The sequence below is a fragment of the Tundrisphaera lichenicola genome, from assembly GCF_051175385.1.
GTDB lineage: Bacteria > Planctomycetota > Planctomycetia > Isosphaerales > Isosphaeraceae > Tundrisphaera > Tundrisphaera lichenicola.
Genome location: NZ_CP195106.1, coordinates 2,682,771 through 2,705,621, shown reverse-complemented (window position 1 = coordinate 2,705,621; position 22,851 = coordinate 2,682,771). Strand labels below are relative to the sequence as shown.

Genomic DNA, 22,851 nt, shown 5'->3' with positions numbered 1-22,851 from the left:
CCGCTCAGGCTTCGGGCGTGAAGCCCATCACGATGTCGAACTTCGCGGCCAGCTCGCCGGCCTTCGAGCCGGCTAGGGGGTCGAAGGTGACCATGACGGCTTCCTTGGCCTTCGGGTCGCGGATCCCCCGGAGGACTCCGTCTCGGTCGTTCCCGGGATGATCCTTGATGTAGCACTGGGTGGTCAGCTTCTCCTGACCCTTGGGCTTGATCATGAAGTGGATGTGCGGGGTCCGGCCGGGGTAGGGGACCGGCTTGATCGTCCGGAAGAGGTACTCGCCGGTCGAGCCGGTGAGGAATCGCCCGAAGCCCTGGAAGTGGGCGTCCCGCTTGTCGGCGTTGCTGGTCCCGCTGTGGAGGTAGGCCCCGTTGTTGTCGGCCTGCCAGATCTCGACCACGGCATTCCGGACCGGGTTCCCCTTCGCGTCGAGGATCCGGCCGCTCAGGTAGGTGATCTCGCCGACCGCCGGGGTGATCCCGTCGTTGATGACGATCAGGTCGTTGTCGGTGTCGAGCGGGAGCTTGTCGGGGTAGAACGGCCCCTCGGTCTGCTTCGGGGTCCGCGTCAACTCCTCGGCGAACGCCCCCCGGGTCGAGAACATCGCCAGGCCGAAGGCCGAGGTCGTCAGGAAGCCGCGTCGGCTGGAGGTGACATCGAAGTTCTTGGGCAATTTCATGGGACAACTCCGGGCGGAAGGGTGGATGGGACGGGTTGGATCTCTCCGGACCCGACCCGGGCTGGTTGGCAGGGTGGTCCGGTCGTTATCGGTAGAGAGCGACGACGGCGGTAGGATGGTCCCTCGAGGATTTCTCGATGGAGGACTACCGCTTCCCCGCTGCTTCGGGTCTCGCGTTGATTTTGTCCTGGAGGAGCCGACCATACAACTCTCTCTCGTCGCTGGTGAAGGCGTCGAAGTAGATGCGTTGGAAGGTGCAGCCGAAGGACTCGGCCCTGATGAGCCGTCCGTCTTTCGCCGTGAGGCTCGTACCTTCGAGGCTGAGATGGCCGGGAGTCAGATCTCCGCTCGGGTAGTACTCGATCTGGTGGAAAGGGCCGAGTCGGTTCTTGTGGTTGGGGCGATATAGGGCGATCACTCGATCGACTTGATCCCCGGAACGGATCCCGGAATGCCAGAGGGCGTGAGCGACCGGCGAATGGTAACTCAGGTGTCGATAGAGGAGTAGTTCATCGTAGCCCCACACATTCCAGTACGAGCAGGCCGAGAGGTGCAAGCCGAGGCAAAATGCTCCGGCGAGGGACGTGATACGCCATGTGAGCGATAATTGGAGGCAACAACGCATCGAAGCATCACCCCGTCGTTGGTCCTCCCAGACCCGGTCATTCGCCCGCCAGGCGAAGGATCTTGGAACGGAGATCGGTCGTCATGAAAAAACGGTAATCGTCCCGGAGTCGATCGAGCAACGGTGCCAACTCGCCGAGCAAACCGCGATGTTTGGCCTCGATCAGGATGCCGAGAACGCCGACCGTTGCCAGGCCGGCTTGTTTCGCCCTGGCCCTCGCATCAGCCTCATCGATCAGTACGAGATCCGCCCGGAGTTCCAGGGCGATCGACAGGGCCTCGGCCTCGCCCGGATCGAGACCCTCCAGAAGGCGCTCGGATTGAGGATTTCCCGAGGGGCTCCGAATCTTGAGGAATCCAAAACTTCCAAGCTCGACGACCGCTTGTCCCGTGCGCGGGTTCCGGAGTTCCGATTCGACGGCCTGCGGCACGATCACCTCGTTATAGAGTTCTCGCAACAGATCCAGGAGCCCAAGGTTGGCGAGGGCTCGAATTGGAGAGGTGTCGCTGATCACGACGATCACGACCGGTCCCGGAGACGTTCGAGAGTTGCAACGTCCTCAACCAGATCTTCGAGCGTCGGGCGATAGACCGGAATGCTCCGGTTCATCAACGCCTGCTCGAACTCAGACCGATTCATCCCCGCCATCCGAGCGGCGGGCCAGAGGGTCAGCTTTCCGGCGTCGTAAAGATGGCAGGCAATCTCGACGATCGCCTCGGACTCGGTCAATCCGGCTTGCTTCAGGGTCTCGTCGGAGATCACGACGGGCATGGCGTCCGCTCCTCCCGGCTCATCGACGGTCCTTCGACTGAACTCGTCCCATCGTACCCCCGGAGGATGCCCTCCGTCGAGAATCCGATCTCATGCGACGTCGCGGAGCGTCCGGAGTCGGTCGAGGATCTCGTCGATCTTACCCGCCGATCTCGGGCGTCAGGAGTCTTCGTCCAAGGTGTCCGGGCACACCTCGGGCCAGCATTGCTGGGGCTCTCGGGCGGCGATGTGAACCGCCACCCAGGCGGCCAGCCGTAGATACGCCAGCAACGCGAGCGGGCTGATCATCAAGGCGAGTAGTTGGAGCGGATTCAGCGGCCCGGGATTGCCGACGGGCGGCCGACCGTGGATCGCCCAGGGCACGAACAATGAGAGCGGCGTCAGGAGGAACCCGAAGATCACGATCGTCTGGACGCTGTTCGAGGCCCAGTTCACGGCATGATCGGGGATCGGCGGCCAGACGCCCTCCCGTCGCGCCCGGGAGTTCGTGGGCGAGGCCCAGACCTTGACCCGCCCCGCCATTGCGGTGGCCATCATGACGACGGACGCCATCGAGAACAGGGGGACCACGGCGCACGTGGCCAGCGAGATTCCCATCCCTTGCCTCATCATCACCGGGGGCAGGAAGCGTACCAGCGAGGGGATGAGCATCGCCGCGAGGATCCCCATTCCCAGGCCCACCACGCCGATCCAGGCCAGTCCTCGGCAGGCGTGCGCCGAGGAGCAGGACCAGGCCCGGGGCCGATTTGCGTCATTCCGCAGGAGCCAGATCGCGGTCGAGAAGTCGCGCTCCCCGAACCGGAGGCAGGCGAAGATCGCGCCGAGCATCGGGTCGAGCGTCCACTCGAAGACGATCAGCCCGATGATCGGGGGCAGCCACTTCCAGATCGAGGACCATCGGCCGGGGGCTTCGGCGAACGGGTCGTGGCGCTCGTCGAAGGGGGTGGACATGGATCACCCCCGGGCGAGGATGCGGAGTCGGTCGATGGCCTTGTCGAGGGTCTCGTCGCTCTTGCAGAAGCAGAAGCGAATGTAACCCTGGCCGAGGGGCTTGTCGCGGAAGAAGCTGGATCCGGGGACGGTGGCGACCCCGACTTCTCGGACGAGGTGACGGGCGAACTCGACGTCATCGGTGGCGCCGAAGGCCTCGATCCCGGCCATCACGTAGTAGGCCCCCTGGGGCATTTCGAGGTCGAAGCCGACTTCGAGGAGTGCCTTGCAGAGGCGGTCCCGGCGGGCCTGGTAGTCGAGGGCGAGGCGGTCGTAGTACTTGCGAGGCAGGCGATAGGCGACGGCCCCGGCGGCCTGGAGCGGTGCGGCGGCCCCGATGCTCACGTAGTCGTGGATCTGCCGGAAGGCGTGGGTCATCCGGGGCGGGGCGATCATCGTCCCGATCCGCCAGCCTGTCACGGCGTAGGTCTTGGACATCCCGCCCAGCGTCACCGACCGCTCGCGCATCCCCTCCAGCGAGGCCAGGGCGACGTGCTTCCGGCCGTCGTAGAGGATGTGCTCGTAAATTTCGTCGGTAATCGCGATGACGTCCCACTTCCGGCAGAGCGCGGCGATCTGCTCCAGCTCTTCGCGAGTGAAGACGGTGCCGGTGGGGTTGTTGGGGTTGCAGAGGACGATGGCCTTGGTCTTGTCGTTGAAGGCGGCGGCCAGCTCGTCGGGGTCGAAGGTCCAGCCGGGGGGGCGGACCGGGACGAATCGGGGGGTGGCCCCGGCCAGGACGCAGTCGGGCCAGTAGTTCTCGTAGAAGGGTTGCGAGAGGATGACCTCGTCGCCCGGGTTGATCAGCGCGAGCAGGGCGACCAGCATCGCCTCGGTGCTCCCGCAGGTGACGGTGATCTCCGTCTCGGGGTCGACGTCCAGCCCGAGGTGCCAGGCGGCATGCTCGGCGATGGCGAACCGGAGGTCTCTCGCGCCCCAGGTGATGGCGTACTGGTTGATGTCGGCCTCGATGGCCCGGCAGGCGGCGGCCTTGATCTCGGCCGGGGCGGGGAAGTCCGGCATCCCCTGGGCCAGGTTGATCGCGCCATGCTTGGCGGCCTCGATCGACATCCCGCGGATCACGCTCTCGGTGAATCGCGACGCCTTGTTCGAGAGCAGGGGGAGTTGCATCGGGAAAGGTCTCTGTCCGTTGCTTTCCGGCCGCGCGGGATCGGTCGGCCGCGAGTCGGACCATTCTTGCCCGCGAGGCCCCCTCGAAGCAACGTCCGATCCAGGATCCGGTCATCGACGACCCGGGAGGGGTGTAACCAAGTTCTCTGGTGGTGAATCGTCCGTCCTGGCAAATTGGGTGGACTTCTTGAACCCGACACCCGGAGTTCCGCCATGACACGGAAGGTGATCACCCTGGAGATCGAGGCCGAGGACGAGGATCTGATTCGCGGCTACGCCGGCTTCGTCGGCGAGATGAAGGATCTCGCCGCCACCACCCCCGATGGCTCGGTCCTCGACGTCTGCGAGGAGGCCGTCATCGAACAGGGTCGCGAGCACCAGCGTCGGCTCCTCCAACGCGCCGTCCGGGCTCGGCTCGAGCACGCCGAGAAAAAGGGGCTCCCCTGAGGATCTGTTCCTGTGGACAGGTTCGCGAGAATCGCGGGACCGCCACGCGCGAGGTCTTCACCTGCCTGGGGGCGATCACCTTGAGGCGGCACTGGTGGGGCTCGCGATGCCCTTGCGTGCCGGGAGGCTATCACGCCGATACCGTCCTCGGGCTCGACGGCGGCCTCAGCCCTCGATTGCAACGCAAGGCCTGCCGTAGTGCCGCCGACCTGTCCTTCGAGCGGGCCCGCGAGAACCTGCTCGAGCTGCTCGGCGTCTCGCCGGCGGCCGAGACCCTGCGGGTCTATTGCGAACGTCAGGCCGGCCGGATCGCGCGTTGGCAGGGCACCGAGACCGCCTCGGCCGAGGGCTTCGGAAAGGCCGGAGGTGGCTGGGAGTTCGCCGTCGACGCCGGCAAGGTCAACACCCGTGAGAAGGGCTGGCGCGACCTGAAGATCGCCGTAGCCCAGAAGCGACCGACGGCCAAACCGGCGACCCCCCAGCAGTGGGAGTCGCGCGTCTTGCCCAAGGCTACCGCCCGAGTGATGTGGGCCGACATCTCGGCATCCCGGCGATTCCGCCGGTCCTGGCACGCGCGGCTGAAGCGGCTGGGCCTGCCGGCGATGGCCCGGCTGCACGTGCTGGGGGACGGGGCGTCATGGATCTGGAAGGCGGCCGGCCGGGCCCTGACCGGGTGCCGCCAGACCCTGGATATCTACCACGCCAGCCAGCACATCGCCCTCGCCGGCAAGCGGCTCTTTGGCGAAGGGACAGCCGAGGCGACCACGTTCCACGAGCACGGCCGTGAGTTACTGCTGAGGGAAGGTTGGACGGGAGTTTGCCGGCTGATCGGCGAGGAACTGGAACGCGAGGACACACCGAAGAGGCGGGGGGCCCTGGAGCGACTGCTGAACTACTTCCTGGGCCACCTGACGCGGCTCGACTACGCGGGCCGCCTGGCGTCCGGCGATGCGATCGGAAGCGGGGTGGTGGAGGGTGCGGCGAAGACCCTGGGTCTGAGGCTGAAAGCTCGCGGGGCCCGCTGGCGGCACAAGAACGCCCGAGCCATGGCCGCCCTGATCTGCTGCCGTCAGACCGATCAGTGGGACCTATTCTGGAAGCGGGCGGCGTGAAACCCAAGAATCCCTGGTCACACCCCCCGGGAGAATCCACGAACAACCCCACGAATCTCGATGGAATCATCGGACTCGGCCTGCTACGATCCTCGTCTCCTCCCGTCGGTCGGCCCGGGCGCGCGATCGATCCTCCAGCCGACCGGACCGCTCGCGAGTCGAGGAATCCTCAATGTCCGCGGCCCAGGCCGACCGCAATCTGCTCTTCGGCATCCTCGCCCTCCAGATGAACTTCATCGGCCTTGATCAGCTCGTCGCCGGGATCGAGGAATGGGTCCGGGATAAGTCGCGGTCGATCGACCAGATCCTGGTCGATCGAGGCTCGCTGGATCCCCGATGCCGCGAGCTTCTGGTGCCGATGGTGGCCGCCCACGTCGAGCAGCACGAGGGGGACCCCGCCCGGAGCCTGGCCGCCCTCAGCACGCTCGGTTCGGTCGTGCCGCCGCTCACGCAGCTGGGCGACCCCGATATCCAGGCCAGCCTGGTTCGAATGACCTCGGGGAAACCCGGGGACGATCCCAACGCGACCCGAATCCCCTCGGCCGGGCCGATCGAGGGGGCGGGCCCGGTCCCATTCTTCGACCCGACGACCTCGCCGGGCCTGAGGTATCGGATCCTCCGGCCCCACGCCCGGGGCGGGATCGGGGTGGTCTCCGTGGCCCACGATCGCGAGCTGAACCGCGAGGTGGCCCTGAAGGAGATCCAGGAGCGGCACGCCGACGAGCCGAACAGCCGTGCCCGATTCCTGATGGAAGCCGAGGTCACCGGAGGTCTCGAACATCCCGGGATCGTGCCGGTCTACGGACTGGGCCATCATCCCGATGGCCGACCTTACTACGCGATGAGATTCATCCGGGGCGATAGTCTGAAGGAGGCCATCGAGCGATTCCACCGGGGGGAGTGGGCGGGATCGGCGACCCGAACCCTGGAGATCAGGAAGCTCCTCCGGCGGTTCCTCGACGTCTGCGACGCGATCACCTACGCCCATAGCCGGGGGATCCTGCACCGGGACCTCAAGCCCGGCAACATCATGCTCGGCAAGTACGGCGAGACCCTGGTGGTCGACTGGGGCCTGGCGAAGACCCTGGGGGAGACCGACCCGGCTCGGCAGGCCGACGAGAAGCCGCTGGAGACCAGCTCGGCCAGCGGGTCGGCCGAGACCCTCCCCGGCTCGGCGATCGGGACCCCGGCCTTCATGAGCCCCGAGCAGGCCTCCGGGGATCTCGCCAAACTCGGGCCGGCCAGCGACGTCTACAGCCTGGGCTCCACGCTCTACAGCTTGCTGACCGGCCGGCTTCCGATCGAGGGGTCCGACATCGCCGAGGTCCTCCGACGGGTCCGGATCGGCGATTTCCCGCCCCCCCGGCGGGTCGACCGGCGCGTCGACTTGGCCCTCGACGCCATCTGCCGGAAGGCGATGGCCTTGAGGCCCGAGGATCGCTATCCCTCGGCCCGGGACCTCGCCGACGACCTGGAACACTGGCTGGCCGATGAACCGGTCTCGGCCCATCAGGAGTCGGTCACCGATCGGTTATCGCGCTGGAGCCGGCGACATCGGACCCTGGTCATCTCAGCCACGGCGATCTTGCTGACCGTCACGTCCGGATCGGCCTGGATTTACAAGGAGCGGCTGGAACGACACACGGCCGAGGCCGAACAGGTGGCCTCGGAACAGGAGGCCGAGCGGGCGAAAGACCTGGCCCTGGCCTCGAAAAAAGAGGCCGATCAGGCCAACAAGCTGGCCCAGCTCCGCGAATACCACAATCTCCTGAGCCAGGCCCGGGAGGACCGTCGGGCCGGTCGGCCTGGGTGGACCTGGGCCGCGATCGAGTTGCTGGAACGCGCCGCCGGGCTCGATTTGGCCGAGCTCGATCCCGTCGAGCTCCGGACCGAGGCCGCCGCAAGCCTGGGCGAGATCGATCTCCGACTCCGAAGGCAATCCGAACTGGCGCAGGAGATGACCGCCTATAGCCTGGCCTTCAGCCCCGACGGCCGGCAACTGGCCATTGCCCAGTCCAAGGCTCAGGCCTACGTTGTCTGCTCGGTGAAGGTCATCGACCTCAAGACGAACCAGGTGGCCCACAACCTGAACTTCAAACCGCCGCTCCGGTGGCTGACCACGAAAGCGGTCCAGGACGGATCCCGGGTCGTGGCGTTCGGCCCCGGTGGGCGGCTGGCCGTCGGGGCCCGGAGCGGGCGGGTCCATTGCTGGAATCTCTCGGAGGCCAATGCGGCCCCGATCTCCTGGGATGCCCACCCCGAGGCGGTGACGGGCCTGGCGTTCTCGGCCGACGGGGGAGTGCTCTATTCCAGCTCGATCGATCGGACGGTCCGGCGCTGGGACATGACGAAGCCCGGGCGGTCGGCCCCCAAGCCGACCCATGTGTTTCAATCACCCGGCGAGATCAAGAACCTGAGTCTCGATCGGGCCGGGCGGACCCTGGCCGCCTCCGGCGCGGGGATCGTGCACCTGCTCGACCCGTCGAATCTCGTCCCTAGGGACCACGCGATCCCCCCGGGAGGCGGCCGGGTCGCCCTCAGCCCCGACGGCCGGACCCTGGCGATCGACCGGGGAGGGATGATCGAACTGGTAGCCCCCTCGGGAGATCTCTCGATCGCAAAGTTCCAGGATACCCGCCTCGGCGAAGCTTCGGGCGCCTCCATCTCGGGGCTCATGTTCAGTTCCGATGGCTCGATGCTGGCCACCGCGTGCTCGGACGAGTCCGAGCACTCGATCAAGCTCTGGGACGTCGCCTCCGGCCGGCTCGCGACGACCATAAACGTCGGCGGGACGGATAACCTGGACGCCGCCTTCGGACCCGATGGGCGGACCCTGGCCACGATCGGCGAGCGTGGCGCCTGGGTCTTCGACATCGGCGGTCCGGACGTCCGGGAGTCGGTCGCCTTCCATCCCCGGCCCTTGCTCGCGATCGACCTCGCCCCCCACGGCCGGACGATGGCGAGCCTCTCGGGGACCGAGGTCCGAGGCGCGAGGCCTGACGGGGTCGAGGCCTGGCTCTGGGATCTCCTCGATGGTCCCCTCGCGCTCCGCCATGCCGAGGTCCCCGGGGCCGACAAGCCGCACGGGGTGGCCTTCGACGCCGAGGGCCGCCTGATGGCCTTCCGGGGGGCCGGGCCTCGCGTCGAGTTCTTGGGGCTCCCGGGGATGGATGTCCCGAAGCCGATGGACGTGGAGTCGCTGACAACCTTCGGCCTCTCGGCGGACGGCACGAGGCTCTGGGCGGTCGCCAAGGATGACCTGATCTCCCGGAACGTCGCCGACGGGGCCTTGAGGACCCGGTGGAGCAACCTCTCGTCTCAGGTCCTGACCGGGCTCAGCGGGCTGACCTGTCTTTCGGTCGGGCGGGACTGGATCGTGATCGGGGGCTATGACGGCTATGTCCGGCTGATCCGGGCCGAGGATGGGCAGCCCCATGCCACCTGGAATCCCGACCAGGGGCCCGTCCGGTGCGTCGGCCTCTCGCCCGATCAGGCCTTCGTCGCGACGGGTTCCCCCACGGGCTGGGTCACCCTGTTCGGTCGCGAGACCGGCGAGAAACTGGCCGCCTGGTATGCCCACTCCGAGCCCGTGCAGTCGGTCTGCTTCTCCGATGACGGTCGATGGCTCGCCTCGGGCTCGGTCGACCGGATCGTCCGGCTCTATCGGCGCGAAGGGGAGCGATGGGGCGAATTCCTGACCTTGCCCGAGGCCTCGGGATCGGTCCGGACCGTCCGATTCGGTCCGGGCGGGAAGACTTTGGTCGTCCTCGTGGACGGAGAGCGTGCCGTCCGCGTCTGGCACCTCGATCGTCTCCGGGAGCGGCTCGCCCCGATGGGCCTGGGCTGGCCCGAAACTCGCTGAGGGCCCGGGCAGTTTCGGGTCCGGCCCGAGAAATCCTGATGCGACCCAACCTGGCGCCGGTTGGCCTGGGTCTTGACAGTCGTCGATCGCCGGGCAATCCTGGAAGGCTCCGATTCGCCCGGTTACAACTCATTGGTCGAACGGGTCGTTATGCATTTTTCGCGAACCCGCAAGAATTCGGTCTGATGAGCGAACAACAGTCGGGCGGCCTGACGATCTCGGGCCTCCAACGGCGGATCTTCGAACTTTACGGGGCGAAGGACCAGGCTCGGGGGGACTCGGCCACGTTCCTCTGGCTGGCCGAGGAGTTCGGCGAGCTGGCCACGGCGCTCCGGTCGGGGACCCCCGAGGAACTGGCGCTGGAGATGGCCGATGTCCTGGCCTGGCTGGTGACTTTGGCCAACATCCGGGGCGTCGACCTGGAAGCCGCCGTCCTCGGGAAGTACGGCCAGACCTGCCCCGGCTGCGGCTCGATCCCTTGCCGGTGCGACCCGTCCGAGAAGCCCTGACGAGACAACCTTGACGGACCCTCTCCGCTTGAACGATCCAGGACCCGAGAGCCGCGTCATGCACGATCGACTGGGATGGAAGCTCCGGACCCGGGCGGCGATGGCCCTGGCCTTGGCCCTGGTGGCGATCTCCGGCACAAGCTCGACGGCCCTCGGGGCGTCCCGGGCCGTCGAGGTCGAGAACGTCCGGGTCGGCTTCCAGGAGCGATACAAAGTCGGCACCTGGACTCCGGTCTGGATCCAGCTCCGGGGCGGGCTCGACGGGTTCAACGGGATCCTGGAGCTGGTCGCCCAGGACGAGGACGGGAGCCCGACCACGATCGGCCAGTCGGTCCAGGTGGCCCCCGGCGGCTCGCAGCGGGTGACGGCCTACGTCCGGCCCGGGTCGCTCGATCCCGACTTCGCGACCATCCGGTTCATCGACGGCAAGTCGGGCCGGAGGGTCGCCAACGACGTGCCGATCGGGTCGATGATCGGCAACAAGCCGCCCGAGCCGCTCGACCAGCTCGACTATCAGATCATCACCCTGGGTCGGCCGGCGGGCGTTGATATCATCCCGACCATGCCCGGCTATAACGTCAGCAAGAATAGCGGAGCCCCGGGGCTCGTCGGGCGGGCCCGCGAGGTCTCGGTGGCCAGGCTCGAGGCGATCGACGACCTCCTGCCCGGGCGCTGGTACGGCTTCGACGCGGTCGATGTCGCGGTGATCGACACCAACGACAAGGAGCTGATGGCCACCCTCAACTCGGGCCGAGGCGAGGCGCTCCGGCAGTGGGTGGAGCGGGGCGGGCACCTGGTGGTGGCGGCCTCCTCGAACTGGCAGTCGGTCAACGATAGCCTGCTGGCCCCGATGCTCCCGGCCCGGTTGAACGGCCAGATCCAGGTCAGCCCGTTCGACTCGCTGGAGTCCTTCACCGGCGGGAGCCATCAGGTGGCCTTCGAGAACACGCCGGTCCAGGTGGCCAGGCTGGAGGACATCGAATCGCGGGGCGGAAAGGTGATCGCGTCGACCCTCTCGACCCCCCTGGTGGTTCGCGGCCCCTACGGCTTCGGCCGGGTCACGCTGATCGCCCTGGACGCCGACACCAAGCCGTTCGCCGGCTGGCCCGACCGGGGCCTCTTCTGGATCAAGGCGCTCGACCTGAAGGGGGCCAGCGCCGGGGTCGAGGCCCAGAAGGCCCAGGCCCGGATCATCCGCCAGGACATCTCCGACATGGCCACCCTGGTCCGGAGGGGGCTGGACCAGTTCGCCGGGGTCACGCTGATCCCGTTCGGCTGGGTCGCCGGTTTCATCATGCTCTACATCCTCCTGATCGGCCCGGGGGACTACTTCTTCCTCAAGAAGGTCCTCAAGAGGATGGAGCTGACCTGGATCACCTTCCCGACGATCGTCATCGCGGTCAGCCTGCTGGCCTACTACGCGGCGTACGTGGTGAAGGGGACCGATCTCCGGGTCAACAAGATGGACGTGGTCGATGTCGACCTGCAATCGGGCCGGGCGCGAGGGACGAGCTGGATCAACCTGTTCAGCCCGCAGAATCGCGACTACTCGATCACCGCCGTCCCGCTCCTGCCCGATCGCGATCCCCCCACCGACCCCTCGCAGGTCGTCGCACCGCCGCCGGGGACCGAGGTCCTGGTCAGCTGGTTCGGGGCGCCCGAGTCGGGCCTCCGGGGGATGAACACCCGGAATCGGGGGATGGGCTTCGGCGGGGGAGGCTACAACTATGCCCCGCTGGGCAAGGCGGAGATGCTGGAAGACGTCCGGATCGGGATCTGGAGCACCAAGGCGTTCGTCGCCCGGTGGACCTCGCCCAGCCCCGCGCCCGGGACGGTCCTCGATGTCGACCTCCAGCCCGTCGGGACCGATCGCCTGGCCGGGACGATCACCAACAGGCTCTCGGTCCCGTTGAAGGACACGATCGTCGCCTTCGGCAAGCAGGTCTACTACAACGTCGGGACGATCGAGCCGGGAGCCTCGGTCCAGATCGAGAGCACGCTCGACCGCTCCTTCTCGCAGCATCTCAAGGAGAAGCGGGACTCGCAGAGCTTCCTGCCGGCCAATTACTACGCGAACCAGGCCGAGAACATGAACCGCGCCGACCTGCTCCGCGAGATCATGTTCCACGACAGCGACGCCTCGGGAATGGAGACCGTCCCGAGCCGGACCCATCACGATCTCGACCTCTCCGGCCAGCTCGCCCTGGGTCGGCCGATGCTGGTGGCCCAGATCGACCGGCCAGGCACGCAACTGGTCCTGGGCAACGCGCCAGGCGAGGCCAAGACCGTGCAGACCACGATCCTCCGGGTGATCCTGCCATTGTCGGAGAAGTCCGAGGGTGAGTCGAAGTGATCCGTAACGGGGAGGACGATCGATGGCGAGGAGGGCTTATTCCTGGGCGGAATTCCTCGACGGTCTTCGCCACGGAGAAGGGACCTCGCTTGTTGTACTCGCCCTGATGCTCTGCGGGATCGCGATGGCCGTGCTCATCTGGAAGTCCACGAATAGGAAGATCGCCGATGATCGAGACGCATGATCTGACCAAGATGTACGGCGAGCTTTACGCCCTGAACCGGCTGAACCTGACGCTCGACAAGGGCGACGTCTACGGGTTCATCGGTCCCAACGGCGCGGGCAAGACCACGACCATGCGGATCCTGGCCACGCTACTCAACCCAACCTGGGGCGAGGCCACCGTCTGCGGCTACTCGATCTACACCGGGGCCAAGGATATCCGCCGGGCGATCGGCTACATGCCCGACTTCTTCGGCGTCTACGACGACATGAAAGTCATCGAGTACCTCGAATTCTTCGCCGCCGCCTACCGGATCAAAGGTCCGGCGCGGAAGAAGATCTGCGAGGAGGTCCTCGAACTGGTCGACCTGACCTACAAGCGCGACGCCCTAGTTACCAGCCTCTCGCGAGGGATGACCCAGCGGCTCGGCCTGGCCCGGGTCCTCCTGCACGACCCGCAAGTCCTCCTGCTCGACGAGCCGGCCTCGGGCCTCGACCCTCGCGCCCGGATCGAGATTCGGGCGTTGCTGAAGGAACTCCGGTCGATGGGCAAGACGATCCTCGTCTCCAGCCACATCCTCCCGGAACTGGCCGATATCTGCAACAAGATCGGGATCATCGAACAGGGCGTCTTGCTGGTCAACGGCGCGGTGGTCGACGTGATGAAGCAGGTCCGGACCGACATCGTCCTGAACATCGGCGTCGAGAGCCGGACCACCGACGCGGCGAACCTCCTCGAGGCCCAGCCCGAGGTCGAGACCGTCGAGGACAAGAACGGTGTCCTGATCGTCAAGATGAACGAGGGAGTGACCAGCTATAGCTTCCTGGTACCTCGGCTCCTCGAACAGGGCTTCGAAGTCACCCTGTTCAAGGAAGACGAGATCAACCTGGAGACGGCGTTCATGCACCTGACCAAGGGGATCACGAGCTAACCCTCGTCCGTCCCCAGGGATCAGGAGAACGTACCTCTCACGAAGACGTTGTTGACCGGAGGAGTCAGGCTGGCATTGATGGCTATATAATTGGGGAGGAGATTTCCGCCGATCAGAGTCCGGAACGCCCCCGAATAATTGCCGTCCACGACGAGGAACCCGTCGAGATATCGGCCGATCGAGAAGCCGCTGGTGTTGTCGATCGACATGTTGCCGATGACGGAGATTCCCTGGCCCGCGGGGCCGGTACCCTTGGCCGCCTGCGGGACCAACCCGGAATCGCGGACGATGTTCAAGTTCGCCCCGTTGCTGAAGGACAGGTTGCCCCCGACGCTGAACGAGTTGAGGTCGCGGCCGACGAAGAGCCCGGACGAGCCGCTGAATTTGGCGTCATACAGCACGTCCAGGGTATTCAGGTCACCGCCCACCCCGATGGAGGCCCCGGGCGCGATCGACTGGAAGGCCATCCGGTTGACCGGGTTGGTGCTCCCGACGGCGACCGTTCCGGAGAGGATCGCGGTATTGTAGCCTTCGATCGCGCCGATGGTCCCGGTGCTGACGGTGATCGAGGCGATGTTGATCGTCCCGGTCTGCATCGCCAGGGCCGAGTTGAACTTGTGGGCCGAGCCCTTGACCTGCTGGGGCACGATCTGGTTGATTTCCAGCAAGGTCTGCGGGGTCGAGCCGTCGACGACGAGGTTCACTCGCCCCCCGACGGCCGGGAAGGCCCGGACCGTCCCGCCATTGATGACCGAGATGAAGAACTGCTGGCCGTTGGTGTTGGTGACCACGGACGCCTGGCCATTCGCGGCGATCTGCGTCATGATCGGCGTCATCTTGGCCAGCAGCACGCGAGTCTCGAGCCGGCCGTCGATCGTCGGCTGAAAATTCCGACGGCTCGGCCGCCTGCTTCCCGTGCGATCGTAAGCCATCCCTGGACCCTCCCGGGCGTCCTCGGCGAAGAGGTCTCGGCCGGGCCAGTCCGGGTCCGGGTTCCTCTCGCGGCGGACGCTCGCCTTGTCTTGCGACGTTCGATACTTTGACTATCGGCCCGCCTGTCAAACCGTCGCCGACGATTCGGCGACGAACGATCGATCGAAGTGCGGGTTGTGACGGCAATCTGGATAATGTGGATTGCGGTCATCCCGGATCGGGGGGAATTCCTGGAATCCCGGTTTCAAGCCCGATTCCGGCCCGTCCTATCGACCGTAGCCATTGAAGAGGACGATCCGGGGCGTCGGACCGGGGACCTCGATCCGGACGAAATCGACCGGGTCGGGTGATTCGGGCTCGGGGCCGACCTTGAGGGGAGGGTCGGTCACCCAGGTCTCGAGCCAGTGGAGGCTCAGGACGACGGCCCCACCGTCGGGCTCGACGTCGGCCAGTTCGATCCGGTTCGGCGAGGCTTCGACGATCCGTCCCTTCCCCTTCAAGAAGTAGGAGTGCGGTCGTTCGATCCGGTAGATCGCATAACGATTCTCCCCTTCAATCATGTAGCGACGGGCGACCTCGGGGCCGGCCCGACGGGTCATGGCGGTCCACTCATGCTCGTTGTTCGAGACGGGTCGATTGGGGGATGCGTGGCGCGGGAGGGTCGCGACTCGGGTGGCCGGCCCGAAGCGGTCGAACCAGAATCGGGAGAGCGGCGACCAGCAGACGACCCAGCCGACGTTGTAGCGATCGGAATAGGCCTTCAGGTCGGGGGGGGACCACTCGTCGATCGGTCGATCGCCGAGCTGGAAGTCGCCGAAGGCCGCCATCCGGTGATGCTGGATGAAGGCCGTCTGGTAGAGCCCACCGAGGAACATCCGGCGGTCGGGTTCGAGCATCGAGGGGAGCAGGGGGGTCCAGTGGACGCTCTCGGGATCGGTCGGCTCCAGTAGGCGGAGCTGGTCCTCGAACAGGATCCGGGCCGAGAGGTCGGTATTGCCTCGAAACCACTCCGCCAGCCGACGCATCTCCGGCGTGAAGCCGACCACCAGGGGGCGATCCTGCACCATTGTGAGCCAGGAGGCCCGGAAGAACAGCCAGTCGGCCCACCCCCAGCCCCCCACGATCGCCAACCAGGCCAGGCCCGCCGCCAGCTTCCCGCGCCCTCGTCCCCCGGCCCGGCGGATCAACGCATCGGTGAGCCCGACCAGGGCGGATCCGGCCGGGACCGCCAGGAGGAAGCCGAACGCGATCCGGAACCGGAGCGGCTCCAGTGTCCTCGACGGCTCCCAGAGGCTCCCGAAGCCGGTCAGCACGATCAGCGCGACGATCGAGCCTCCATAAGCCGCCGCCGATGCCCTCCGACCCGAAAACCACCAGGCCAGCAGCCCGCCGAACCCCAGGATCAGCAGGAACAGTCCGGTCCGACCCTCGATCGAAGGACTCAAAAAAAAGTCGAGCAGGAACCGCGCCGAGTTGCTCGTCATGAACCCGTACGCCGGGGTCCGGATCGAGCGGAACCGCCAGAGCGGGACCAGCCAGAACGCATTGGCCAGGACCGTGACGACCACCGAACCGATCACCGCCGCGTGCCATCGGCGACCATGACGGCGGGCGACCGTGAGGTAAAACGCGAGGGTTCCCCCGATCGCCAGGATCGGGGCCGTGACGTGGACGAAGAACAGGCCGGCCCCGACCGAGGCCAGGGCAAGCCATCCGGCCCGGCCCGGCTTCCGATCGAACCGGACGCAGAGGCCCAGGAGCAACCCCACCCCCGCCGAGGCCGAGACGAACGCAAAAAGACCGCTCCGCCAGAGCGAAATCGGGAACCCCGTCCAGAACGAGAACCAGGCCAGTCCGGTCGCGACCGCGATTTCCCAGGCCCCCAGTCCCGCCGCCCAGGCCCCGCCCGCGACCGCCGCCAGCAGCAGGATCGAGGACGCCAGGAGCCCCACCTTGTAGCCCCGATATCCCTTCGGCCCGCCGATCAGGTTGAAGAGAATTGATGGGTTGCTGCTCGAATCCCAGACCGGCGTCTCGGGATAGCCCGCCATGAAGAAGGGGTCGAACCCCCACGTCGTCCCGCTTTCCCGGAGAAACCCAGCACCGAGCGACCCGTGATATTCGTGGATGGCGTGATCCACCACGATCACCGGAGAGTCTGGGTCGATGATCGACCCGGGCGTCGGGAAGAGTCGGACGGCCTGGATCGAATGGATGGCGAAGAGGAGGATGATCGCCCCCCAGGCCCATCGACGACCGGCACTCCTGCGGCTCGCGTTCGATTCGATCGGGACGTCGTAGGGCATGGCGGGACAGGCTACCAACCCTCGCGAGGGTCGGCAATCCCCCTGACCTCGGCAAGATTTCGGTCTTCACGCCACGAAACGCGTGCGAGGCAGAAGTAGGGCCTCCGCAAACTCTTGAACAATCTCAATCAGGTACGGGTAGAGCCTGGAATAGCTGGGGGTGGCGAATCGTTCGGTAGCTGAATCGAACCGGTTTTTAAATTGAGGATGTGCGGAAATAATAGATGTTTTATGAGGTGGGCCTTTTGTTAAAATGGGGCGACCTCGCTGGCTGCGTAAGCGTTCGGGTCCGAGGCTTGACTCCCCCACAAGAGCTCCCCACCATGAATCGTGCAAGAAGGACGCATGCGTTCCGGCCCCAGGTCGAGTCCTCCGAGTCTCGAGTCCTGGCGACGACCGGCCTGGCCGCTGCGGTGGCCCACCCGGCGGCTCATGCCGCGGAGAAGGTGGCCCAGGTTCATTCCTGGATCAAGATCGTTAATCCCACGAATCACAGCTTGAAGTTCCAGTTGAGCGGGAACGGTGGCAACTCTTACCACACCTTCACGCTCCGGGCGAAATCCGCGGCAACCTATCACGTGGCCCACTCGGCCCCGGACTTCTTCATCAGGTTCGGTCAAGGTCCATCGACCCCCTTACCCTCGGGGCCAACGAAGGCGGGACGGCCAGTCTATACCCTCCATACGCCGATTTTCATCACTCCCAACACACCGACCCAGTTCCCGGGAGCGGGCGGTGGATTTGGCGATCAGGTCATCAGGGGACCGATTCGGTTCGTCAATACGTCTTCGGTCTTCAGTAATAGCGTCACGATCCAGCTAAGCTTCAACGGTCGCCAGTTCCAGTCGTTCGGGATCCGCTATACCGATGGCAGGACCCCCCAGGCCATCAATGTTCCCAACGGTACCACCAGGATTGATTACCGGTTCGCCGGCGGTCAAGCGATGCAACTCACCTCATTCGGGACGTACTCCATCTTCTACAACACTAACGCACAGCCCTACCTCTTCCCCTCGACCTGATCGCGCCCTTGCCATAGCCCGACGGGCAAGATCTGGATTGTTGGCGATCGACGAGAATGGGGTCGGATCGTCCCGAGGGGGTAGCCCCCGGGGTGATCCGGCCCGGTTTCGGGATGAGGACCAGATCAGGAACAGGGGACCAGGCCAAACGCGAGGAATCACGGGTCCTGTTCCAAATCGTCGTCGCTCTGTTAACCTGGGAGGGACTCGAACCCAGGAGGTAGGCATGCGACTCGCGATGGTAGCGATGACGATCGGTCTTCTGATGACCCAGTCCGCGATGGCCGACCAGGCGGCCGATGTCGCTCGGGCTCGCGACCTCGGGAAGGTCGGCAAGTATGCCGAGTCGCTGGAGGCCCTCGAAGCCCTGTCGAAGGGGGCCGACATTCCGCCCGCCATCCGGGACGCGATCGCACTGGGTCGCGCCGAGAGCCTGGAAAGTACCGGCGAGCCTGATCGGGCGATCGCGGCCCTTCGCGAGGTGGCCGAGGGACCGGATCTCAAGGAGGACAATCCCGACCTCTGGGCTAGGATCGCCGAGATCCAGCTCGATCGAGGAGACTGGGAATCGGCCGCGACTTCCGCGCAGCGAGCCCTGAAGGCGAATGGCGATCACCTCCTGGGTCGGTGGGTCGAGGCCCGGCTCCTGGAGGCCCGGGGCGATCGCGAGAAGGCGATCGAGGCCTGCAAGTGGTTCGTCGATTATCAGGCCGCGAATAACGAGCGAGTTTCCCAGGATGCCCCGGCCCTGCTGATCATCGGCCAGGCCGCCGAGAAATACATCCGCGCCAGGTTCCGCGAAGAGGAACTGAGCGAGGAATTGAATAAGGTCATCAATAACGTCTACGAGGTCGCGCTCAAGGCCGACCCGAATTGCTGGCGGGCCCACTGGCTCGAAGGTCGGCTGTTCCTCTCGGGCTACCAGGAGGGGGACGCTCGCCGCGACCTGACCAAGGCCCTGAAGATCAACCCGGCCGCCGCCGAGGTGATCGTGACCCTGGGCGTGGCCGACCTCCAGGGATACAAGCTGGCCGCGGGCCGGAAGAAGGCCGAACGGGCCCTGGAGATCAATCCTCGACTGGTCTCGGCCCATGTCCTGCTGGCCGACCTGAACATCTCGGATGAGCGTTTCGACGACGCGCTAGGAAACGCCAAGAAGGCCGTCGCCGAAAATCCCCGAGACGAGGACGCCCTGGCCCGACTGGCCGCCGCCGCCCGGTTGCTGGTCGACCCCCTGGGGGCCCAGGCGGTCGAGTCGGTCGCGCTTTCCTACAACCCTCGGCCGGCCACTTTCTATGCCGCGCTGGCCGAGCGGCTGGCCGACCGACGGAAGTACCACTCGGCCGAGCGGGCGTTCCTGGCGTCGATCGTGGCCGATCCCGACCGCGCCGATACCCGGATCGGCCTGGGGATGCTCTACATGCAGATCGGCCGGGAGGCCGAGGCTCGCGACCTGTTCGAGGCCGCCTTCGCCTCCGACCCGTTCAACGTCCGGGCCAACAACATGCGGCTGATCCTCAAGCACATGGCCACTTACAAGCCCATCGATTCCGAGCACTATACCGTCCTGGTCGACCCGACCCAGGACAAGCTCCTGGGCAAGTACATCTCCCGATACCTGGAGTCAATCCATGGCGAGCTGGTCAAGAGTTTCGGCTATGAGCCGCCGGGACTGACCCAGATCGAGATCATGAAGGACCACTCGAAGTTCAGCGGCCGGACCGTCGCCCTGCCGTTCATCCCGACCGTGGGAGCCTGCACCGGCAAGGTCGTCGCGCTGGCCAGCACCCGGACCAGCCAGAAGCCGTTCAACTGGGCACGGGTGATGAAGCATGAACTGGTCCACGTGATCACGCTCCAGCAGACCGAGTTCAACATCCCCCACTGGTACACCGAGGCCCTGGCCGTCGAGTCCGAAGGCTTCCCCCGGCCCCAACCCTGGAACAAGATGCTGGTCGAGCGGGTGCCGAGTCGTCGGAAGCTCCTGAACCTCGACACGATCAATCTCGGCTTCATCCGCCCCGACGAGCCTGAGGACCGCCAGCTTGCTTACTGCCAGGCCCAGCTTTATGCCCAGTACATGCTGGAACGGTTCGGCCCCGACGCCCTCATCAAGATGCTGGCGGCTTACAAGCGGGGGCTCACGACCGATCGTGCGATCGACGCCTGCTTCCACGTCGAGAAGGCCGATTTCGAGGCTAAATACCTCGACTTCCTCGACCGGGTGGTCAAGACCATCCAGACGCGGGCCGGCGAGGAGAAGCCGGTCAAGTTCTCCGAGCTGGAGCGCCAGCTCAAGGAGAAGCCCGAGGACGCCGATCTGAACGCCCGGATGGCCTACGAGCATTACGCCCGACGCGACCTGAAGCTGGCCAAGCCCTTCGCCGACAAGGCCCTGAAGCTCCAGCCCAAGCACCCCATGGCCAGCTACGTCAAGGCCCGGATCTTCTCCTCGATCGGGTACGACGACGAGGCCCTGGCCCTCCTGGAGCCCGCCCTCGATCCCGAAAAGCCGGACGTCCGAGTCATGGACCTGCTGGCCGAACTCCAGTTGAAGGCCGGCAAGCTCGACGAGGCCGAGCGGCTCTACGAGATGGGACGGAAGGACGACCCCCAGAATTCCAAGTGGGTCGCCGGCCTGGCCCGCGTCCACCTCCGGAGCAAAGACCCCAAGCTGATCAACGAGCTGGTCGCCCTGGCGAACAACGACGCCGATGACCTCGCTCTCAGGAAAGAGCTGGTCAAACGGTTCACCGAGGCCAAGGACGCCCCCAACGCCGAGCACTGGGGCGAGGAATGCCTGTTCGTCGACGTTTACGACCCCGAATGCCATACCCTGATGGCCGATGCCCTGGTTCTGGGAGGCAAGCCCACCGAGGCCGTCGAGGAGCTGGACGACGCCCTATCGCTCAAGCCCAAGAAGCCCGACCCGATCCGGGTCAAGCGGGCCAAGGCGCTCGATCTCGCCGGTAAGAGGGTCGAGGCCCGGTCCGTGCTCGACGAGATCCTCGCTCGCGATCCCGAGAACCCGGAAGCCAAGGCGGCGCGAGCCGAGCTCGATTGACCCGACCCTCGGAACGACGATCATCGGGGGCGATCCGGGCGGAACCCGTTCGCTCCCGACCGAAGGTGGCCCCGCCTTCAGCATTCGGCGTAGAGGATCGACCACCTACCGTTTCGGTCCGGCGAGAGGAGGACGCTTTTTCTGGCGCCGATGCCCCGGGACGACTCATGGGAAACCCGGAGGATCCGCCCATCGAGGAGGGCCACGTCTCCGGCCGAGGGGGCGGACGTGGAACCTGCGGGTATCCCTCGATGGCCGGTCCGTCCGTAGACGGGGCCAGTGGGCTCGGGGCGTGTGACGACCCGGGCGGAAGCGGGCCAGGCCGGGATGGCGACCGCAGCCAGTCCGGTCGTGGAGGTCGCCAGGAAGGCGCGGCGGGTCACGGGAGCATGCATGATCGATGACTCCTGGGGGATGCATCCGACCCACGGCCGGACGGCGTATGCCCGTCTCGAAGCCGTCGGCCTTAAAGGGGAATCATCTGCAACTGACGGTCCGACTTACCGCCGATCCGGAAATTCCGGAAATCGCGTGGTCGGGCCGATCGTCCCGGCCCGGCCGATCAGCAGAAAGGCCGGATCGCCTTGCGGAGTTCGGTCGCCGTCTGGTATCGGTCGGCGGGGTCACGAGCCAGGCCCTTGGTGAGGACGTTCGCCAGTGCGGTGGGCACCTCGGGCCGGCGCTTCTGGATCGGGACCGGCGGCTCCTCGAGAAGCATCCGGATCAGGTCGCCCCCCTCGCCGACCTCGTCGTAGATGAACTGTCCACTGATGAGGTAGTAGAGCGTGGCGGCGGTCGAGTAGAGGTCGCCGATCGGCTGGACGGCCTTGAAGTCGAGCATCTGCTCGGGTGGCATGAACGGGATGGTCCCCCGCATCTCGCCGGAGAACGTCAGTCCGGAAAGGCCCAATCCCCGGAAGCTCTTGGCCAGGCCGAAGTCGGAAATCTTCGCCAGGAGGCCGGTGGGTGACTGTCCGATGAGGATGTTCTCCGGCTTGATGTCGCGGTGGACGAAGCCCAGGGCGTGCGCGTGTTCCAGGCCCTTGAGGACCTGGCTGGCCATCCGGCAAGCCTGACGGATCGGATATTCGCCGGGATCCTCATTGGCCAAGGCTTCCAGGTTGGTCCCGGCGACGTACTCCATCGTGAACCAGAACTGCCCGCGGGTCATCCCTTGCTCCAGCCACTCCACGATGTTGGGATGCTTGAGCTGGCTGATGACCGACATTTCGCGCAAGAATCGGTCGATCGCCGATCGAGTCGCGGCACTCTCGGGGACGATCAACTTCAGAGCGACCATCCGACCCGTCAAATTGTTCCGGGCCTGGAAGACCACGCCCATCCCGCCACGGCCCAGCTGGCGGATCGTGGTATAGGTCGGGACCGGCTGTGGCGAGGTCGCGACCTCCCCCCGGCAGAGGTCGCAGAGCCACTGGATCGAGTCGCCGATCGACGCATCGGCGTCATTGGCGATGTCGATTCCCGGAGGGGCCTTCACCCCGCAGGCGTCGCAGGTGAAAGCGGCCCCGCCCGGGCCGAGTGAGACGGTCCGGGTTTTCTGCTCGGCGTCCGATTTCGAGGATTCGATCCGGATCGCGAAGATGCTCTGCCCCGCCTCGATCTTGTCACCCTGGTTGAGCCGGATTCGACTATCGACTTTCCTGTCGTTTACGAATGTCCCATTTGTGCTCCCGAGATCGCGGAGATCGCACCGGGGAGGATTCACCTCGACCAGGAAGTGGTCCCGCGAGAGGGCCGAATCTTCGGGCATCGGGCAGTGGACGAACCGCGATCGCCCCACGATGAACGTATCGTGGCGATCGAAGACGAACGATTGGCCTTTCCTCGGGCCTTCGACTACATCCAAGATGACACGCATCGTCTAAGCGTCGGTCTCCGCGGATTTTGTGGCTCTCCTCGGATTATAATGAAGGTACGCTGTCAGTCGTCAAATCG

19 protein-coding genes are annotated in these 22,851 nt (G+C 65.9%); 9 read left to right on the top strand and 10 right to left on the bottom strand.

Annotated features, from left to right (window positions below; genetic code table 11):
* Nucleotides 1-4: 4 nt before the first annotated feature.
* From P12x_RS10725 to P12x_RS10700, 6 genes are all read right to left on the bottom strand, one after another.
* Nucleotides 5-676, bottom strand: a complete 672-nt coding sequence (locus P12x_RS10725; RefSeq protein ID WP_435010858.1) for an intradiol ring-cleavage dioxygenase — start codon at nt 674-676, stop codon at nt 5-7.
* 145 nt (nt 677-821) lie between these two features.
* On the bottom strand, nt 822-1,232 hold the full coding sequence (locus P12x_RS10720) for a hypothetical protein (protein WP_435010857.1): 411 nt from the start codon (nt 1,230-1,232) through the stop codon (nt 822-824).
* 106 nt (nt 1,233-1,338) lie between these two features.
* On the bottom strand, nt 1,339-1,824 hold the full coding sequence (locus P12x_RS10715; protein WP_435010856.1) for a DUF3368 domain-containing protein: 486 nt from the start codon (nt 1,822-1,824) through the stop codon (nt 1,339-1,341).
* Nucleotides 1,821-2,072, bottom strand: a complete 252-nt coding sequence (locus P12x_RS10710) for a UPF0175 family protein (RefSeq protein WP_435010855.1) — start codon at nt 2,070-2,072, stop codon at nt 1,821-1,823. The genes P12x_RS10715 and P12x_RS10710 overlap by 4 nt, the downstream gene beginning before the upstream one ends.
* 159 nt (nt 2,073-2,231) lie before the next feature.
* On the bottom strand, nt 2,232-3,023 hold the full coding sequence (locus P12x_RS10705) for a hypothetical protein (protein WP_435010854.1): 792 nt from the start codon (nt 3,021-3,023) through the stop codon (nt 2,232-2,234).
* A 3-nt stretch (nt 3,024-3,026) separates the two neighbouring features.
* On the bottom strand, nt 3,027-4,193 hold the full coding sequence (locus P12x_RS10700) for a pyridoxal phosphate-dependent aminotransferase (RefSeq protein WP_435010853.1): 1,167 nt from the start codon (nt 4,191-4,193) through the stop codon (nt 3,027-3,029).
* A gap of 213 nt (nt 4,194-4,406) precedes the next feature.
* Here P12x_RS10700 and P12x_RS10695 point away from each other — a divergent pair, with 213 nt between their 5' ends.
* From P12x_RS10695 to P12x_RS10665, 7 genes are all read left to right on the top strand, one after another.
* Nucleotides 4,407-4,640, top strand: coding sequence for a hypothetical protein (locus P12x_RS10695; RefSeq protein ID WP_435006120.1), 234 nt, complete (start codon nt 4,407-4,409; stop codon nt 4,638-4,640).
* 116 nt (nt 4,641-4,756) lie between these two features.
* On the top strand, nt 4,757-5,752 hold the full coding sequence (locus tag P12x_RS10690; RefSeq protein ID WP_435010852.1) for a hypothetical protein: 996 nt from the start codon (nt 4,757-4,759) through the stop codon (nt 5,750-5,752).
* Between the two features lie 172 nt (nt 5,753-5,924).
* A complete protein-coding gene (locus P12x_RS10685) occupies nt 5,925-9,614 on the top strand; it encodes a WD40 repeat domain-containing serine/threonine protein kinase (RefSeq protein ID WP_435010851.1) in 3,690 nt (1,229 codons plus the stop codon).
* A gap of 185 nt (nt 9,615-9,799) precedes the next feature.
* Nucleotides 9,800-10,123 (top strand): MazG nucleotide pyrophosphohydrolase domain-containing protein, encoded by a 324-nt coding sequence (locus tag P12x_RS10680; RefSeq protein WP_435010850.1) that lies wholly within the window; start codon nt 9,800-9,802, stop codon nt 10,121-10,123.
* Between the two features lie 58 nt (nt 10,124-10,181).
* Nucleotides 10,182-12,476 (top strand): hypothetical protein, encoded by a 2,295-nt coding sequence (locus P12x_RS10675; protein ID WP_435010849.1) that lies wholly within the window; start codon nt 10,182-10,184, stop codon nt 12,474-12,476.
* Between the two features lie 22 nt (nt 12,477-12,498).
* Complete coding sequence (locus P12x_RS10670) at nt 12,499-12,660, top strand: hypothetical protein (protein WP_435010848.1); 162 nt, start codon at nt 12,499-12,501, stop codon at nt 12,658-12,660.
* Nucleotides 12,644-13,570: an ATP-binding cassette domain-containing protein gene (locus tag P12x_RS10665; protein WP_435010847.1), complete on the top strand. Its 927-nt coding sequence runs from the start codon at nt 12,644-12,646 to the stop codon at nt 13,568-13,570. The genes P12x_RS10670 and P12x_RS10665 overlap by 17 nt, the downstream gene beginning before the upstream one ends.
* A 20-nt stretch (nt 13,571-13,590) precedes the next feature.
* Here P12x_RS10665 and P12x_RS10660 read toward each other — a convergent pair whose 3' ends face one another.
* Nucleotides 13,591-14,502, bottom strand: a complete 912-nt coding sequence (locus P12x_RS10660) for a hypothetical protein (RefSeq protein WP_435010846.1) — start codon at nt 14,500-14,502, stop codon at nt 13,591-13,593.
* A gap of 267 nt (nt 14,503-14,769) precedes the next feature.
* Nucleotides 14,770-16,809 carry a hypothetical protein gene (locus P12x_RS10655; RefSeq protein WP_435010845.1) on the bottom strand — a complete coding sequence of 680 codons (2,040 nt, stop codon included), beginning with the start codon at nt 16,807-16,809 and terminating at the stop codon, nt 14,770-14,772.
* 323 nt (nt 16,810-17,132) lie between these two features.
* Between P12x_RS10655 and P12x_RS10650 the strand changes: the two genes are divergently transcribed.
* Together P12x_RS10650 and P12x_RS10645 are read left to right on the top strand one after the other, a co-directional pair.
* Nucleotides 17,133-17,831, top strand: coding sequence for a hypothetical protein (locus tag P12x_RS10650; protein WP_435010844.1), 699 nt, complete (start codon nt 17,133-17,135; stop codon nt 17,829-17,831).
* A gap of 226 nt (nt 17,832-18,057) precedes the next feature.
* Entirely contained in the window at nt 18,058-20,895 is a 2,838-nt protein-coding gene (locus tag P12x_RS10645; protein ID WP_435010843.1) for a tetratricopeptide repeat protein, read from the top strand.
* A 77-nt stretch (nt 20,896-20,972) separates the two neighbouring features.
* Here the strand turns inward: P12x_RS10645 and P12x_RS10640 are convergent, their stop codons facing one another.
* Both P12x_RS10640 and P12x_RS10635 read right to left on the bottom strand, forming a co-directional pair.
* Complete coding sequence (locus P12x_RS10640; RefSeq protein WP_435010842.1) at nt 20,973-21,290, bottom strand: hypothetical protein; 318 nt, start codon at nt 21,288-21,290, stop codon at nt 20,973-20,975.
* Nucleotides 21,291-21,457: 167 nt separating this feature from the next.
* Nucleotides 21,458-22,774, bottom strand: a complete 1,317-nt coding sequence (locus P12x_RS10635) for a protein kinase domain-containing protein (RefSeq protein ID WP_435010841.1) — start codon at nt 22,772-22,774, stop codon at nt 21,458-21,460.
* Nucleotides 22,775-22,851: the final 77 nt, after the last annotated feature.